This is a genomic window from Methanocalculus taiwanensis (assembly GCF_024372745.1).
GTDB classification, from domain to species: domain Archaea; phylum Halobacteriota; class Methanomicrobia; order Methanomicrobiales; family Methanocorpusculaceae; genus Methanocalculus; species Methanocalculus taiwanensis.
The window spans coordinates 1-17,079 of sequence record NZ_VOTZ01000021.1; the positions used below are offsets into that span (position 1 = coordinate 1).

Below are 17,079 nucleotides of genomic sequence, written 5' to 3' on the forward strand. Positions count from 1 at the left end.
CCAAATATCTATTAATCTCTCATTATATAAGGATCTATCGGTCATACGGGCGTATTTTCCGAAAAGTGGGGGTGTGTGATGTGAGTTAAGGAGAGGTCAGGAGAGGGGGTGCTGACCTGTTACCTCACGCAATTGTCCTGACAATCCGCTCTTTTGAGAGCTTTCCTGCCCATCTCCTTCCAGACAGAAGCAGCACGATCCCGAGAACCAAAAAGAAGAGTTCGGTCTGGATTGTGATCCCGCCTTCGGGGGAGATGAATGCCTGGAGCGAAAAGATCAGGAAGATGAAGAGAAAGACAAAGCCCATCCCGAGGAACTGGTTCTCCCGCATCCCGAGGTAGAGCTGTGCAGATCCGATTATGCCAGCGGATGCTCCGGCATATAGAGGGAGGATGATTACGAGATGCACCAGAAGAAGCCAGGGAAGGGTGATCCCGATAGGTGAGAAGGCGAAGGCGACTGCGAAGGTGATCAGGACAGAGAGGAGGGTCATCCCATATGCAGCTGTTGCGACGCCGAGGACTTTCCCCTCCCAGATCTGCCGGAGGGAGACGGGGGCACAGAGGAGGGTCAGGATTGTTCCGTCCTTCTTCTCGCGGAAGAAGGCGTCTGAAGAGAAGAGGTATCCCATAAAGATCGCAAGCACAACAGAGAGATTTGCGAGATGGCCGGCAAGCGCCGTGCCGGGATCGCCGGAGATGCCCGCCAGAATACCAAGGGTGGTGAAGACCGGGAACCAGATCGCAAAGATGAACGCAGCAATCAGTACCCCTTTGTTGGTGATCGCCTGGAAGAACTCCTTCCGTGCGATCGTGCGCAGTTCGTTCATGATGCCTCCTCCCCCGAATGGACATACCTGAGATAGATCTCCTCAAGGTTCGCAGATCGCTTCTTTGCCTCCTCGATCCGGTACCCCGCCGCAACCAGGGCGGAGATGAGATCGGCGGCACTCCCCTCTCCGGTTAGGGTGCAGGTGACTCCTCCGTCTTCGGGATCTGCCCTCCGAACCACCGGGTTTGACCGGATGGACGCAAGGGCATCACCAGGTACCACTCCCCCTTCAAAGGCGATCCAGACAGTACGCTCCTTTCCGGAGGCAGTGAGCCGTGCAATAGAATCCTCTGCCCGGATCCGCCCTCTGGCAAGGATCGCGACACGGGTGCAGATCCGCTGCACCTCGTCGAGATGATGCGAGTTGATAAAGACGGTCATCTGATCCGATTCAGAGAGGGAGAGGATCAGGTCACGCACCATCCGCTGGGCATCCGGGTCGAGGCCGGATGATGGCTCGTCAAGGAAGAGTACCTCGGGCTTGTGGAGGATCGCACGCGCGATCCCGAGCTTCCGCTTCATCCCGGTTGAGAATGTGCCAACCGGATCATATGCACGGTCGCTCATGCCGATCATCCCGAGCAGCTTATCGATCCTCCCCTCAGGATCTTCGATCCCATAGAGATTCGCAAAGTACCTGAGGTTCTCGTAGGCACTCTGCCGTTCTGAAAAGCCGTTATTCTCAAAGAGCACCCCGATCCGCCGCCGCGCCTCGTCATCAGAACCGAGGTCGGCGCCGTTTACCGTAGCGGTCCCGCCATCGGGGGTGAGGAGTCCGAGGAAGAGATTGATCGTGGTTGTCTTTCCTGCACCGTTTGGCCCGAGATACCCAAAGATCTCTCCCTTCTCAACAGAGAATGATACATTGTCCAGAACCGCCCGTCCATCAAAGGATTTGGAGAGGTTCTCTGCCCTGATCGCCTGCATGGTGCACCTTGATGTAAAAAAGTATTTACATTATTTCATTATGAATTCATCGGATCTGGTGCTTTCAATAGTGTCCCGCAGGGTTTGGAGCAGCACAGCCGCACCACTTTTATCGAGCGGCTGATTGTCGTTCCCGCACTTTGGCGAGAAGATGCAGGCGGGGCAGCCGTCTATGCACCGGCACTCGCTTAGAATCGCTTCTGCAAGTGAGACGACCCGGAAAACGAGATCATATGCCTTCTGAGAGAGCCCTGCTCCCCCGATGTAGCCGTCATAGATGATGATCGCAGGCCCTCCGGTTGCAGGGTGGCAGGCAGTAGAGATACCGCCGATATCATACCGATCGCAGATAACAACACCCGGCATTGCCGCAATCAGTGTGTGTTCGGCTGCATGGAGGGTGCCATCAGGATCACCGATGCTTCCATCTGCTAAGATATTCTCATCAATTTCGATCAGAAGCCCCTGTGTCGGGAAGGAGAGAGGGGGTGCATCGACCTCGGCAGATCCGATCACCCGGTCATACCTGACGATCCGGTAGCCATAGAGCTCTTCGGTGACGGTCACTTCGGCAGATGAGATCGTGAAGCCTCGGTATGAAGTGCTCCTTTCGATTGTACCGACGTCGACACTTTTCTTCATCAGGGGGCGGGTATGATAATCGACATCGGCTGCCTCAACCCGGATCAGGCGATCCTCATGGTTCACCGACCGCACGATGTAGCTCTCTCCCTGGTGGAGGATGATCGCACCCGGATATCCCTCGCGATATGCCTGTGAATCATCCATCGTCTCGATCAGATGCCCGTTATGGGTGATCCGGTATCCCCCTGATGCCGATCCCGAGAGGGAGACGAGCTCAGATGCCCGTGATGATCCGGCATAGACGATCCCACTCTTCGTTTTTGCCAGGATCTCCTGAGCAGTAAGGGCTGCAAGATAGTCGTTCATTTCTGCTCCGAAATACCGGCTGTCAGAGTCCCGTATCGGCACCTCCGCTGCCGCACAAAGGAGATGTCCCGAGAGGGCGATCGGGTTTCTACAGTCGATTGCCGCATGCTCATATGCGCTCTCAAAGAACCGTTCCGGGTGGTGCATGTAGTACTGGTCAATTGGATCATACCGGGCTACCATCGCAACGATGCTCTCCTTCCCGCTCCTTCCTGCACGGCCCGCCTGCTGCCAGAAGGAGAGGGTGGTTCCGGGGTACCCTGCCATCACCACCGAGTCGAGTGTGCCGATATCCACGCCGAGCTCAAGTGCATTTGTTGATACAATGCCCCTGATCTCACCATTTTTTATTGCAGCTTCCATCTCCCTCCGCTCTTCAGCAAGATACCCTGCACGGTAAGCACAAACCGCCGTCCCCTGAGATTGATCTGCCGTGAACTCCTCACGTGCCCTCAGTGCGATCACCTCGGCAAGCCGCCGGGACGGTGAAAAACAGATCGTCTGGTATCCGTGCCGGATTGAGGCTGAGAAGAGATCCTTTGTCTCGGAAACAAGAGATGCTGTCGGATCGCGGGCATAGGGGTTATAGAAGAGGATTGTACGCTCATTCTGCGGGGAACCGTCCTCGGCGATGAGGCGGCAGGCTCTTCCGGTCAGCTGCTCACCGAACTCCTCCGGGTTTCCGAGTGTGGCTGTTGCCAGGATGAATGCGGGATCTGCATCATAGAATGCAAGGACACGCAGAAGACGCCGGATCAGGAGGGCGATATGCGAGCCAAAGACGCCTCTGTACCGGTGCGCTTCATCGATCACAATGAAGGAGAGCCCTGCGAAGAAATCGGCCCACTGCCGCCGCCAGGGTAGGATATGGTGTATCTCATGCATATTCGAGATGATGATACGCGAATGTGCCCTGATACCGGGACGGGCATCGCGCGGAGTATCGCCATCATAGACTGCGGGCCGCATCCCCGCTCCTGTTGCCGAATCGATCTCCTGAAATGCCCTGAGCTGATCGCGGGCAAGCGCCTTTGTAGGATAGAGCAGAAGGGCACGGGCGTCGGAATCGGTGAGGAGGCGGTCGATGATCGGGAGGGCAAACGCGAGGGTCTTGCCTGATGCGGTTGGTGTGGCAAGGATGATATCCTCGCCATCAGCGAGGGCATCATATGCAAGAGCCTGGTGGATATAGGGTTTGATCCCCGATCCGGCAAGATACTCTTTCAGGCGGGGGTGAAGCCGATGTGGCACCTCCGCATACTGCGCCTCCCGTCCCGCCAGCGTTTTGATGAAGAGTGCATCATCCGGGTACCCGTACCGTTCCTGAAAGGATCTGAGGAGCGGGGATGTACTCACCCTGCCATCTCCCGGTAGAATCGGAGGAGTTCGATGAGCGAGAGGACATCCTGCCGGTTATGTTTCAGCACCGGGAGAAGGGGGCCCGGATTCTTTGTCCTCCGGTAGATGTCGTAGAATTCGGGAACAAGCGCCCCCGGAAGATCAGATTCCCTGCATATCCCGAGCACCTCCTCTTCAACAGTGGCGAGGCGGCAGTCGGTAAGCCAACTCCTGTGTAGCCTTCGGGTGATATGGAGGAGATCGATCTGATCGGAAAAGATCCCAGAATCGATCCCGTAATAGGCGAACCGGTCTGCCAGGTACGGAAGGTCAAAGGATCTCCCGTTATAGCTGATGATAGTCGCATCCGGGGGTACCGAATCTCTCCAGGCAAGGAGAGCAGGGAGTTCCTCATCGATATCGCGGGCAAGGAACTGGTGGAAGCGGATCTGCCCACATGTCAGCTCAGCCGATCCGATCAGAAAAACCGGACGGGAGAAGACCCCGAGCGTCTCGATATCCAGAAAACAGAACCGCTCATCCGGCGAGAAGGCGGATGCCGTGATGATATCGGGGTGTGCCCGCCCCATCCGCCCTGCAATCAGTGCTGCAACAGATCCAAAGTCGCATCCTTCGATTACCTGAAGCACCTCTCCCGCACTTTTCTGAAACCGCCTGATATGGAGGAGATCATGGATTGTCCTGCACCCCTTCCTGAAAAGCAGCCGCTCTGTGGCAGGCCCTATTCCTGGCACGAGCCTGAGCCTTCTGATCAACACCCCTTCTGCCTCTTCCGGCTTCAGAGGGAGCTGCCGATGTTCCCGCTCTTCAGTGATCCTGAGGCATATCCCCTCTTCTGTCTCCACCTCGGTTCCATGGCAGATATCCGTAAGCGCTGATCCGGCATAGGTATGCATGAGCGTGTTGCGAGCGTCGATACAGTTCTGGTATGCGGATGCAAAGACCGAAGATCGCGCGACATTCGCCCGGAACCGGTTATCATGTCTGATGACAGAATAGCCGGGTGCGTCATTGATCCTCTGCCGCCAGAAGGTACCTGCATCCAGAAAGGCCCCCGCAGATCGTCCCATATGTACTCATCCGGGTGATCTCAGATAAATCCCGTGAGCGGAGCGTGAAAGTGAACGGGAAACGGCTTATTGGAGAAGAGGGAAAGAGTATCTTCATGGCATTTCTCATCTCTTTCCGTGAACAGAGAGGTACAGGGGGTATTTCATGCCTATACAGGCACTTCTCATAGATATTGACGGGGTGCTGGCAGTTGGCGGAGTGCCGATCCCCGGTGCACCCGGAGCGATCCGGTGGATTGAAGATCAGGGAATCCCTCATCGTTTTGTCTCAAATTCAACCCAGCGGAGCAGGCGGCAGATTGCGGAACGGCTCAACCAGGCAGGCTTTGCAATCAGCGAGGATCAGATCACAACACCGATCGTTTCTGCGCTACGGCTTCTTGAAGAGAAAGGTATCAGCGTATGCCGCCTCCTGATGACTGATGCCGCCAGATCGGAATTTTCTGAAGCGGGTATCACCGAATCTTCGGGTGGCGCAGAAGCCATCATCATAGGGGATGCGGGATCGGGTTTCACCTTCAGCGTGCTGAATGAGGCGTTCCGCCAGATCAATGACGGCGCCCTCTTCATCGCCCTTGAGCGGGATCGGTACTGGATGTCTGGAGATGGCCTTACTCTTGCTGCCGGGCCGTTTGTCGCGGCACTTGAGTACGCCACCGGAAGAGATGCGGTGGTTCTGGGGAAGCCCTCGCCTGACGCCTTCCTTTCAGCCTGTGCGATGATGGGTGTAGAGCCGGAACATACTGCAATGATCGGGGATGATATCAGGACAGATGTTGGGGGTGCACAGGCTGCGGCCCTCGTCGGGGTGCTGGTGAAGACAGGCAAGTATTCCTGGTCCGCCCTGAAAGAGTCAGGGGTCAAACCGGATATGATCCTGCCTTCAATAGCATCTGTGAGAGAGTTATTCGGGTGATTAGTCCTATAAAATAGTATATATACTCAACTCTCCTTATCCCTCATCATGCCCGGTGATGTCTCAGGCGTTCCACAGGTCTGCATGAGCTTAGTCCTTCGACATCAGCAGCTTGTGGATTCCCCTCATGCCAGAAGAGTGGTGAAGAGAGGTGAAAAAGATCCTTCTCCATTCCCTTCCCAGGATGAAGAGAGACGGATCCGGCACCTTTCGGCCTCCTGCTATACACCGGCAACAGAATGCCTGATCCGGATGATGGATGAAGGCTTCAGCTGTGGCCTGCTGTTATCCGGTGTCCTCCTTGAATGCCTGGAGGGATATGAGCCGGATCTCTATGATCTTATCCGTGAGGCAGCCACCCACAGGCATGCAGAACTCCTTACCGAATCGTACTTCTGCTCAGTTGTAGCTCTATTCGGGGAAGCTGAGGAGTATCAGCACCAGGTTGAGATGCACCAAAGAGCGATGGAGGATCTCTTCGGGCGAAGGCCTTCGGTCCTGGTTGCAACCGATTCGATATTCAACTGGACTGTGATCACAGCAGCACGGAAGATGGGCATCTCCGCTGTCTATACCGATGTGTTTGGGAAAAATACTCCCTTAATAAATCCCCTGAAGAGCTACCAGGCAGGCGGTCTGCCAGTTTTCATCAGGCACTGCGAACTCTCCGATGATATTGCCCTTCGGTACGGGGAAGTGGACTGGGTACATCACCCTCTCTCTCCTGGCACCTATGCCGGCTGGCTCTCTGCAATCAGGGATGGCATCGCCCATGTTATGATCAATATGGAGGTTTTTGGCGGCCGTTTCCATCAGGAAACCGGTATATTGTCATTCCTTGAAGGCCTGCCCGCTGCATTCCATGATACTGGCGTCTGCAGTATCCTGCCTTCTGAGGCGGCCGTACAGGCCAGTTCACCTGATCAGATCCCGGATGAACTGATCGAAAGCGCATCGGCTGCATGGCCGGTGAATATGATGCAATGCACGGCTCTTGAGGCTCTCAAGGCAGCGGGACGGTGGGTTCCGGACAGAACAACCCTCCGGCGTTTCCAGGCACGGGATCACTTCTCGCAGATGGCAGCCACATCAGGATCATGCGGGATGCTGACAGATTACAGGACACAGTCAGATGCATACCAGTACTTCTCTGATTATTTTGCGGCTCTTTGCAGGTTTGAGGGTGATCAGATCGGTTCTGTCAGGGCAAAGAGCGCAGCCCGAATTCTCCGCTGCATTCCCCCAAAACTTGCATTCCATTTCTGCACTCCTTATCACAGGGAGGGATTCTCTGCCCATTCACTGGAAGAGTTTGTCAAGCTTCTCAATGTGGCAACTGATGAATGCATTCTCCACCATTGCAAACGCCTGGATTTTGAACACTGGATACGGGATGTAATCAATGATCCAAAACTTGCTGACGAGATTCACCCCCTGACGGATCGTGAGGATATACAGAAAGCAGTTATAAAGAGGGTTCAGTTCTTATGGAATCGCTTAAAATAGCTTTTTTTGCCTGGGAATCCGTGTATACGGAGAAGGTTGGGGGGCTTGCTCCGGCTGCAACATACCTTGCCGAAGAGCTCGCTAAGACGCACGAGGTTCACTACTTTACAAGGGGTAAAGAGGATTTTACAAGGAATGGCGTACACTTCCACTGCCTCTCCCCTGAACAGACAGAAATCCTCTCTCTTTGCAATGAGATGAGCGAAGAGGCAATAGGCCGGTTTCACGAGTTTGACGACCCCCCCTTTGACCTGCTCCATTTCCATGACTGGCATTTTTACCTGGCACTTCGGCAGTTCCAGGATCGCGTAACTGTTCTCACGTTCCATTCAACAGAGTATGGAAGAAATGGGGGTTATTATGGCGAATGGAAGGAATTTATTGAGATATCCGGGATCGAACGTTCGATGGCAGCCCTTGCCCGCGAGATCATAACCGTCTCAAAAGTGATGAAAGTGGAGCTGATGTGGCTCTATGATGTTCCTGATTGGAAGATATCTATCATCCCGAATGGAACAGATCCTTCTCTGTACATGCTGGATGTCGCACCCGGGCTTATCAAGAAACGGTATGGAATTCATAAGCTTGCTCCTCTCGTCCTCTTTGTCGGCCGGATTGGATGGCAGAAAGGCCCTGACATCCTGCTTGATGCAATCCCGCATGTGCTTGCCAGGAGGGAGGATGTGCGGTTCATCTTCGCAGGCAAAGGCGATATGCTGGCTGCCCTGCAGGAACGATCACGTGGGCTTCCGGTACAATTCACCGGCTATGTCTCTGATATAGAGCATCTTGAACTCCTGAATGCAGCGGATCTGATCTGTATCCCGAGCAGAAACGAACCCTTTGGTCTCGTGCTCACCGAGGCATGGAGTGCTGGCAAAGGAGTGGTTGCGTCTGATGTGGGCGGGCTCTCGATGAATATCGAGAACCTTGTCGACGGGATCAAGGTCCCCCCGGCACCCGAGCCGATTGCATGGGCGATCTGCTACTCACTCAACAACCCGGACTTCCTAACTTCAATGGGGATTGCCGGCAGGCAGAAGGTGCTGGATCAGTTTAACTGGAAGAAGGTTGCAGAGAAGCTCAATCATGTCTATGTGAAGGTGCTCAAGCCTCCACTCTGCTGATCCTGGGAGGACTATGGTCATGGACGGGAGAAACCTGACCGATTATGATATCTACCTCTTTAAGGAGGGATCACATGCACGCATCTATGAGTGCCTCGGCTCTCACCCCTCACAGGATGGGATGCACTTTGCCGTCTGGGCTCCAGAAGCCCGTAGTGTCTCAGTTGTAACAGATAAGAACAGCTGGATACCCGGGATTGATCCCCTTTTCCCTCGCTGGGACAGCTCGGGAATCTGGGAAGGTTCTGTTGATGAAATTGAGATCGGCTCGACCTACAAGTATGCAATAGAAACGCCCTCCGGGAACATGCTCTTCAAAGGCGATCCTTTCGCGTTCCAGTGGGAAGAGCCCCCAAAGACTGCTTCCAGGATCAACACCCTCTCCTATGTCTGGGGGGATCGGGCATGGATAGAGGAGCGCATCTCCGCAAATGCTCTTGATGCACCCCTCTCAATCTATGAACTCCATATTGGATCATGGCGGCGTGTTCCCGAAGAAGGTGGGCGGATGCCAGGGTACCGGGAGATTGCCCCTCTTCTTACTGACTATATCCATGAGATGGGTTTTACCCATGTCGAGTTCCTGCCGGTAATGGAGCATCCGTTCTATGGATCGTGGGGATACCAGACAACCGGATACTTCGCGCCAACAGCCCGATATGGCCCACCCGAGGATCTGATGTACCTGATTGATATCCTTCACCAAAACAGAATCGGCGTCATTCTGGACTGGGTGCCATCTCATTTCCCTTCGGATTCACATGCCCTTTCCCTCTTTGACGGGTCACACTGTTATGAACATGCCGACCCGAAACAGGGTTTCCACCCGGAATGGAAGAGCTGCATCTTTAATTATGGCCGGAACGAGGTTCGCTCGTTCCTCCTCTCCAGTGCCGGATTCTGGCTTGACTGCTATCATGCGGATGGCCTGAGAGTGGATGGGGTTGCATCCATGCTCTACCTCGATTATGCCCGGCCTTCAGGCGAATGGGTGCCGAATACCTTTGGCGGAAAGGAGAATCTGGAGGCAATCCGGTTTCTGCGATCACTGAATGAGACGATCTATGCCGCGTTTCCTGATGTACAGGTGATCGCTGAGGAATCAACTGCATGGCCGATGGTCACCCGTCCAACCTTTGCAGGGGGGCTTGGGTTCGGCCTGAAATGGAATATGGGATGGATGCATGATACGCTTCAGTACATGAAGCGAGATCCGATCCACCGGCGGCACCATCATGATAACCTGACATTCTCTATCATCTATGCATTCACTGAAAATTATCTGCTCCCGCTCTCGCATGATGAGGTGGTCTATGGCAAGGGGTCGCTTATCAAAAAAATGCCCGGAGACTGGTGGCAGCAGTTTGCTAATCTCAGGCTTCTCTATGGGTATATGTATACGCACCCGGGTCGAAAGCTCCTTTTTATGGGAGGTGAATTTGCACAGTGGAGTGAATGGGATCATGAATCAAGCCTCGACTGGCACCTCCTCTCTGGTGAGATGCACAGGGGGGTCATGAAACTGGTGGCGGATCTGAACCATCTCTACAGGAGTGAACCCTCGCTTCATCGTGCTGATGACAGAAGCGAAGGATTCACATGGATCGATCACGGCGACTGGGAGCAGAGCGTGATTGCATATCTCAGGCGGGCCGATGGCGGATCTTTGGTTGCCTGTATCTGCAATTTTACACCTGTTCCCAGGTACGGATACCGGATCGGCGTGCCTCAGGAGGGATTGTGGGATGAGGTGATCAACACTGATTCCGGCTGCTATGGTGGGAGCAACTGCGGGAATAACGGTTCTGTGATAGCAGAAGACTGGCCGTGGCATGGTTTTGCATACTCACTCTCCCTTACTCTTCCGCCACTTGGAGCCATAATCCTCAGGCAACAGAGAGGCAGATCATGAGCCACTTTGTCTGTATCCATGGACACTTCTATCAGCCCCCACGCGAGAACCCGTGGTTTGAGAAGATCGAGGTCCAGGATTCAGCGTATCCGTATCATGACTGGAACGAGCGGATCACTGTTGAATGCTATGCCCCGAATTCCGCTGCAAGAATTCTCGATGAAGAAGGCCTGATCACGAGTATAGTGAACAATTATTCCATGATCAGCTATAATGCAGGTCCCACACTCCTCTCATGGCTTGAGGATAATCACCCAAATACCTATCTTGCATTCATTGAAGCTGATCGAATTGGTTCGAACCGTTTCAGGGGGCATGGCCCTGCAATCGCCCAGTGCTATAATCACATGATCATGCCGCTTGCAAACGAGCGCGATAAAAAAACCCAGGTCCGCTGGGGCACAGAGGACTTCCTTGACCGGTTTGGAAGGGAGCCTGAAGGGATGTGGCTCCCTGAAATGGCGGTTGATATGGAGACGCTCCGTATCATGGCAGGAGAAGGCATCCGGTACGTGATCCTGGAGCCCCACCAGGTGGCCAGGGTGAGGGGACTGGACGGCATGTGGACCTCTCTTCCAGATGGATGGATCGATCCGAAGGTGCCTTACCGTGTGGATCTGGGTGAAGGGCAGGATATTGCGGTTTTCCTCAATGATGTTGGCATTGCCCATGAGGTGGCATTTGGCAACCTTCTTGTGGACGGGCACTGGCTTTCGGCCCGTCTTGCCGGGTCATTTGACGGAAGGGAAGAGGATCAGCTCGTACACTTTGCAATTGACGGGGAGACCTATGGGCATCACTTCCGTTTCGGCGAGATGGCGCTTGCTTACTGCCTTTCACGGCTCAGGGAAGAGGGCGTACATCTGACAGTCTATGGCGAATACCTCTCACTGCATCCCCCTCTTCAGGAGATAGAGATAAAGGAGAATACCGCATGGAGCTGTCCGCATTCACTCTCCCGATGGAAAGGTGGATGCACCTGTTCAACGGGCGCCCATCCCGGCTGGTCATTTGAGTGGAGAATGTATCTCCGACGTGCATTCGATCTCCTCCGCGATCGTGCCTGCATCCATTATGAGCGTGTTGCATCCCCGCTCCTCCAGGATCCCTGGGTTGCGAGGAATGAATACATCAGTATCATCAATGACCGGAGCCCGAAGATGCGGGGGTATTTCCTTGAAAAACATGCTTCCCGCTCCCTGGATTGCGAAGAGCAGGTTCTTCTGCTCGAACTCCTTGAGATGCAACGAAACCTGATGCTGATGTATACCAGCTGCGGTTGGTTCTTTGATGATATCGCCGGAATAGAGGCGGTACAGGTGATGTGGTATGCGGCACGTGCACTTCAGCTCTATCGTTCAACAGGAGGTGACGATCCCAATGATGATCTCCAACAGATCCTTGCTGAAGCGAAATCGAATACCACCGGCTTTTCCGATGGTGTTTCGGTATGGCAAAGCCGTGTTCTTCCGCATGTAACGGATCTGAGAAAGGTGTGCGGCCAGTATGCACTCACGTCGCTCTTCTGCCCCTATCCCGATACAAGTATGCACGCAATCTACAGGGTAGATCGGTTTTTGGATTGCCAGGAGCAGGAAGAGCGGCGGCGTATTGCTGTCGGTGCAGCCAGAGTACAGTCACTCCTGACATGCGAATCAAAGGAATTCATCTATGCGGCAGCCTATCCCGGCGGCCCGAATCTTCTTGCAGGTGTTTTGCCATATAAGAGCGAGAAGGAGTTCTGCGAGATCCGCGATGCGGTATGTGCTGCCTGGCATGATCCGGCATCTTCATTCTATGATGAGCTCACGCGCTGGTTTGGCGAGGGGTGTATCCGGGGGACAGATCTTCTCCGCGATGAAGCCCGCACAATAGTCAGTCTGATCTTAAAAAATAGTATCGGGAGGATTGAAGGTTCATTTCAGGATATCTACAGCCGCTATCTCCCGCTGATGGAGGCGATGCATATGCTGGAGATGCCAATTCCTCCCGCAATAGCAGTTCCGGTAGGGCATATTTTGAACCGCGATCTTATCGTAGCCCTTGAGAGCGATTTCCCTGATCCAGTGGAGATGTCCCGCATCTCCGATGCCATGCAACGTTTTGCAATCCCTCCTGAAAAGGAGAAGATATCCATGGTTGCTGGATCCCGCCTCTGTATTCTCCTTCAGGATCTCCTGGGCAGTCCCGGAGATGCCTCCATTATGGCATCGATACTTGGCATTCTGAATGTCATTGTGTCCCTCTCCCTCTGCCCGTCTCTCTGGGAGGCTCAGAACGCTTTTATTCAATTGAGGGATGCATATATGCCGATACGGAATGGAAAACCAGGAGATCGCCGTTACCATTCGCTTCCCGAACAGATAGAGGATATCGGGCGGTTCCTCGGGGTGAAGATATGAACTCCCGCCGAAGAAGCGGAGTACTCCTTCCGGTATCTGCTCTCCCTTCCCCACATGGTATCGGTGACTTTGGCCCTGCTGCAACCGGCTTTATCGATCACCTCAGGTGTGCCCGCATGGGGATCTGGCAGGTTCTTCCCCTGCACCCGGCTGGCCCCGATGGATCGCCATACTATGCGAACTCCTCATTTGCAGGAAATCCGCTCCTGATCAGCCTTTCGGCTCTTGCGGATCAAGATCTGATATCCGGGGAAGAATGCAGATCTGCTGCACTTCCATCTGGCCAGGTCAGTTATGGAGAAGCAGGAAGAATCCGAAAGCTGCTCCTTGGCCGGGCAGTGGAACGGGTGCTCAGAGAAGGATACAGGGGAGACGTGGATGAATTCGCAGCCCGCAACAGTGAATGGTTATCTGATTATGCACTCTTTTCAATCCTGAAAGAACGCCACAATGACCTGCCCTGGAACCTGTGGGATCGCCCGTACCGGTTAAGGGACATCTCCTCACTTAAGGAGGCAGAATGGAGGTATAGAGATAAAATACAGGAGATAGAGGTTATCCAGTGGCTATTTAACAGGCAATGGGATGCGCTTCGTTCTCATGCAGGATCAAATGGGATCCAACTTCTGGGAGATATGCCCATATACCCGACCCACGACAGTGCGGATGTATGGGCACATCAACACCTCTTCTGCCTGGATGCGGATGGTACACCGATCGATGTTGCCGGTGTTCCTCCCGATTATTTCAGCAGAACCGGGCAGCGCTGGGGCAATCCCCTCTACCGCTGGGAAGAACACCAGCAAGAGGGATTTTCCTGGTGGCTATCAAGGATTGGGCGGGCGCTCTCCCTCTACGATCTGGTGCGGATTGATCACTTCCGTGGGCTTTCGGCATACTGGGCAATACCGAATGAGTACCGGACTGCTGCAGGTGGCCGCTGGATAGCTGCACCGGGAGAAGCGCTCATTGATGCCATCAGGAAGAGATTTGGGGGTGACAATCTGATCGCTGAGGATCTGGGGGTGATCGATCAACCGGTTCGCACGCTGATGGAGAGGGCGCAGATACCGGGCATGCGGGTTCTCCTCTTTGCTTTTGGCGGAGACACGGACAATCCCCATCTCCCTTTTAATCATCCTGAGAATGCGGTTGTCTATACCGGCACCCATGATAACCCTCCGGTGAAAGGCTGGTTTATTGATGAGGCGACTGTGGCTGAGCGTTCATACCTCAAACGCTATGCAGGCAGGGATATTGGAAAAGATGAGGTATCAGATCTCTTTATAAGGCTCGCATTCTCGTCAGTTGCCAGATACGCGATCATTCCCGTACAGGATCTCCTCAACCTCGGATCGGAGGCACGCATGAACCGTCCCGGAACACAAACCGGCAACTGGCTCTGGCGTCTTCATAGCGACTGGCCTGCTGAAGAGGTCCAAATACGCCTGCGCCAGTATGCTGAAACTTATGGCCGTGTGGAATGAGAGGATATGTACGATCACATAAGTACATGAATCGATCAATAGAAGGCTGATGACCCATGGTGAATTGACAGGTGAGCGGCTCTTCACTCTTCCGGATCGAATTTCCGGCCTGGGGGAACTTGCCTATAATCTCTGGTGGAGCTGGCATCCCGAGGCCAGAATGCTCTTTAAACAGCTGAATCGGGAGGCATGGCGTGAAAGCGTGCATAATCCCGTCCGGATGCTTCGGGAGATTCCATACAGGTATCTTGAAGCCGCAAGTAAAAATCCCAGGTATCTTCGTGAATATGATATTATCATGGCCAGGCTTGGCTCTTATATGCGCCAGAGTCAGGGCTGGTTTGGGGAACATTACCAGAAAGGCCCGTTCAATGTCGCATACTTCTCAGCCGAGTACGGGCTACACCATTCGCTTCCCTTTTATGCCGGTGGACTGGGTTTTCTCGCAGGCGATCACCTGAAGGAGTGTTCTGACCTTAATGTGCCGGTTGTCGGGATTGGGTTTATGTACTCACAGGGATACCTCCATCAGCATATCCGGGTTGATGGATGGCAGGAGGAGATTACCCTCCCAACAAACCGCGATCTCGCACCGATCAAGCGTGTGCGGGATGAAAACGGGAGGCACCTGATTGTTAAGGTGCCTGACATCGATCCGGCGATCTATGTTGCCGTATGGCGAGTCGATGTCGGGAGGGTTCCGCTCTATCTTCTTGACACCGATATATCAAAGAATGATCCAAAGAGACGCAGTATCTCCTCACACCTCTATACAGGTGACAGGGAGATGCGGCTCTTACAGCAGATTGTTCTTGGCATTGGCGGACGCCATGTTCTCAGGATGCTTGGAATTAACTTTTCAGGAATCCATCTGAATGAGGGGCACTCTGCGTTTGCTCTTCTCGAACTTGCACGTGAACATGTAGAAGAGGGCATACCTGTGCACGAAGCCTTTGAAAAAATCCGCGGGCTCACTATCTTCACCACCCATACGCCTGTTCCGGCAGGACATGATATCTACGATCCTGTGCTGGTTGAACGTCATCTGGGCCACTACATTGAGGCGCTTGGTATCACGCGGGAGGAGTTCCTGGCGCTGGGCAGGCACCCGGTTCGTTCGAATGAGGGTTTTAACATGACTGCCCTTGCACTCCGGCTCTCCAGGTTCCATAATGCAGTTTCACGGCGGCATGCCGGGGTGACACGGGAAATGTGGAGATCCTGCTGGCCGGATCGGAATGATGACGAGATACCCATTGACGCAATCACAAACGGGGTTCATCTTCCAACCTGGCTCAACCCCAGGATGGAGATGCTCCTAAACGGCTATTTCACCCGGATATGCCCTCACTGGCAGCATGAACATGATAACAGGGAGATATGGGAGGTTGTCGATGAGATCCCCGATCGTGAACTATGGGAGCTGCATATGCGGCTGAAAATAAAACTCTTCAACAGGATACGAGAATATAAACGGAGAAAATGGGCGCAGGGGGTAGAGGAACCTGAGAACCTTGTGGCTGAAGGGATGCTCCTTAACCCGAGTGTTCTCACAATCGGGTTTGCCCGCCGCTTTTCGACCTATAAAAGGGCTGATCTCCTCCTTCATGATCTATCCCGCCTTTCCAGCATCCTGAATAATCCCTGGTATCCTGTCCAGATCGTATTTGCCGGAAAAGCGCATCCGGATGATAAAGAGGGGAAGAAGATCCTGCAGAGGATCTATCAGCTTGCTGAAAAACCTGAAATAGCCGGGAGGATTGCCGTCATCGAAAATTATGGCGAGCAGATTGCACAATATATGGTACATGGCGTTGATCTCTGGCTGAACACCCCAGTCCCACCGATGGAAGCTTCAGGAACGAGCGGAATGAAGGCGGCAATGAATGGGGTGCTGCACTGCAGTATCCTGGATGGATGGTGGTGTGAAGGGTATAACGGCAGAAATGGCTGGGTGTTCGGAGCAGGCGAGATAAAGGGGGATCGCACCGTACAGGATGCAGAAGAACTCTACCGGCTTATTGAGAGCGATATAGCGCCGCTTTATTATACGCAGTCCATGGATGGCATACCTCATGGATGGGTTGCGATGATGAAGGAGTCAATGAAGACTATACCCCCGCTCTTTTCAGCACGCCGGATGGTGAAAGAATATGTCCATAATTATTACCCGCTGATGGTGGCATGTGCAGAGAAGAATCTCTGTAATATTCGCTGAATTGTACAGGAGTAGTGACAGAGATCGAATCCGGGGGATCAACAAGGCGCCTGCCTGCACTTTTTTGGACAGGCCCCCTCTTTTCCTTCAGGTCTCCTCAATGGAGGGTGCAGAGAGTGCCCAAATCAGGCGATGATAATTCTGCTGTTCTCATTCCGGTGCATTCCTGATCCTGCACCCGCTCTCAGCATAATGTTCTTTTCCTGCCGTTTTCGTCCCTCACGGAGTATCATGGCATTTTCCTCGGCTCGTGCAGTGAGGTAGCTGAATGTTCTCGATTGCATGATGAACAATTCAAAGCCTGGTATGAATACCCTTTCGGGCGCAGCGTGAAAGTGAAGGTATATCGGCAATCCTTCTCCATAGGGTGTAT

At 53.6% G+C, this 17,079-nt stretch carries 12 protein-coding genes; 7 read left to right on the forward strand and 5 right to left on the reverse strand.

The genetic code is table 11. The features are described 5' to 3' along the window. Positions 1-124: 124 nt before the first annotated feature. Genes FTO68_RS09260 through FTO68_RS09275 form a run of 4 tightly spaced genes read right to left on the reverse strand, consistent with a single transcriptional unit; the run spans position 125 to position 5,138 of the window. A complete protein-coding gene (locus FTO68_RS09260) occupies positions 125-829 on the reverse strand; it encodes an ABC transporter permease (protein WP_255333117.1) in 705 nt (234 codons plus the stop codon). Next, complete coding sequence (locus tag FTO68_RS09265) at positions 826-1,758, reverse strand: ABC transporter ATP-binding protein (protein WP_255333118.1); 933 nt, start codon at positions 1,756-1,758, stop codon at positions 826-828. Before FTO68_RS09265 ends, FTO68_RS09260 begins: the two co-directional genes overlap by 4 nt. Positions 1,759-1,788: 30 nt before the next feature. Then, a complete protein-coding gene (locus FTO68_RS09270) occupies positions 1,789-4,065 on the reverse strand; it encodes a DEAD/DEAH box helicase (RefSeq protein ID WP_255333119.1) in 2,277 nt (758 codons plus the stop codon). Further along, positions 4,062-5,138, reverse strand: coding sequence for a ribonuclease H-like domain-containing protein (locus FTO68_RS09275; protein WP_255333120.1), 1,077 nt, complete (start codon positions 5,136-5,138; stop codon positions 4,062-4,064). Before FTO68_RS09275 ends, FTO68_RS09270 begins: the two co-directional genes overlap by 4 nt. 145 nt (positions 5,139-5,283) lie before the next feature. On the opposite strand from FTO68_RS09275, the gene FTO68_RS09280 reads away from it, so the two are divergent. The 7 genes from FTO68_RS09280 to glgP are packed head-to-tail and all read left to right on the forward strand — an operon-like array spanning position 5,284 to position 16,706. After that, positions 5,284-6,054 (forward strand): TIGR01458 family HAD-type hydrolase, encoded by a 771-nt coding sequence (locus tag FTO68_RS09280; RefSeq protein ID WP_255333121.1) that lies wholly within the window; start codon positions 5,284-5,286, stop codon positions 6,052-6,054. Positions 6,055-6,102: 48 nt separating this feature from the next. Next, positions 6,103-7,560, forward strand: a complete 1,458-nt coding sequence (locus tag FTO68_RS09285) for a hypothetical protein (RefSeq protein WP_255333122.1) — start codon at positions 6,103-6,105, stop codon at positions 7,558-7,560. A 20-nt stretch (positions 7,561-7,580) separates the two neighbouring features. After that, positions 7,581-8,687, forward strand: coding sequence for a glycosyltransferase family 4 protein (locus FTO68_RS09290; protein ID WP_368659894.1), 1,107 nt, complete (start codon positions 7,581-7,583; stop codon positions 8,685-8,687). A 19-nt stretch (positions 8,688-8,706) separates the two neighbouring features. Continuing rightward, entirely contained in the window at positions 8,707-10,599 is a 1,893-nt protein-coding gene (glgB, locus tag FTO68_RS09295) for a 1,4-alpha-glucan branching protein GlgB (RefSeq protein ID WP_255333124.1), read from the forward strand. Then, positions 10,596-13,001: a DUF3536 domain-containing protein gene (locus tag FTO68_RS09300; protein WP_255333125.1), complete on the forward strand. Its 2,406-nt coding sequence runs from the start codon at positions 10,596-10,598 to the stop codon at positions 12,999-13,001. Before glgB ends, FTO68_RS09300 begins: the two co-directional genes overlap by 4 nt. Then, a complete protein-coding gene (gene malQ, locus FTO68_RS09305; protein WP_255333126.1) occupies positions 12,998-14,488 on the forward strand; it encodes a 4-alpha-glucanotransferase in 1,491 nt (496 codons plus the stop codon). The genes FTO68_RS09300 and malQ overlap by 4 nt, the downstream gene beginning before the upstream one ends. A 49-nt stretch (positions 14,489-14,537) precedes the next feature. Further along, complete coding sequence (glgP, locus tag FTO68_RS09310) at positions 14,538-16,706, forward strand: alpha-glucan family phosphorylase (protein WP_255333127.1); 2,169 nt, start codon at positions 14,538-14,540, stop codon at positions 16,704-16,706. 125 nt (positions 16,707-16,831) lie between these two features. Here the strand turns inward: glgP and FTO68_RS09315 are convergent, their stop codons facing one another. After that, on the reverse strand, positions 16,832-16,990 hold the full coding sequence (locus FTO68_RS09315; RefSeq protein WP_255333128.1) for a hypothetical protein: 159 nt from the start codon (positions 16,988-16,990) through the stop codon (positions 16,832-16,834). Positions 16,991-17,079: the final 89 nt, after the last annotated feature.

Coding starts and splice junctions, on each gene's coding strand:
- glgB (WP_255333124.1), top strand. CDS start 8,707: ATGGACGGGAGAAACCTGACCGATTATGATATCTACCTCTTTAAGGAG.
- malQ (WP_255333126.1), top strand. CDS start 12,998: ATGAACTCCCGCCGAAGAAGCGGAGTACTCCTTCCGGTATCTGCTCTC.
- FTO68_RS09280 (WP_255333121.1), top strand. CDS start 5,284: ATGCCTATACAGGCACTTCTCATAGATATTGACGGGGTGCTGGCAGTT.
- FTO68_RS09265 (WP_255333118.1), bottom strand. CDS start 1,758: ATGCAGGCGATCAGGGCAGAGAACCTCTCCAAATCCTTTGATGGACGG.
- FTO68_RS09275 (WP_255333120.1), bottom strand. CDS start 5,138: ATGGGACGATCTGCGGGGGCCTTTCTGGATGCAGGTACCTTCTGGCGG.
- FTO68_RS09260 (WP_255333117.1), bottom strand. CDS start 829: ATGAACGAACTGCGCACGATCGCACGGAAGGAGTTCTTCCAGGCGATC.
- FTO68_RS09315 (WP_255333128.1), bottom strand. CDS start 16,990: ATGCAATCGAGAACATTCAGCTACCTCACTGCACGAGCCGAGGAAAAT.
- glgP (WP_255333127.1), top strand. CDS start 14,538: ATGACCCATGGTGAATTGACAGGTGAGCGGCTCTTCACTCTTCCGGAT.
- FTO68_RS09300 (WP_255333125.1), top strand. CDS start 10,596: ATGAGCCACTTTGTCTGTATCCATGGACACTTCTATCAGCCCCCACGC.
- FTO68_RS09285 (WP_255333122.1), top strand. CDS start 6,103: ATGCCCGGTGATGTCTCAGGCGTTCCACAGGTCTGCATGAGCTTAGTC.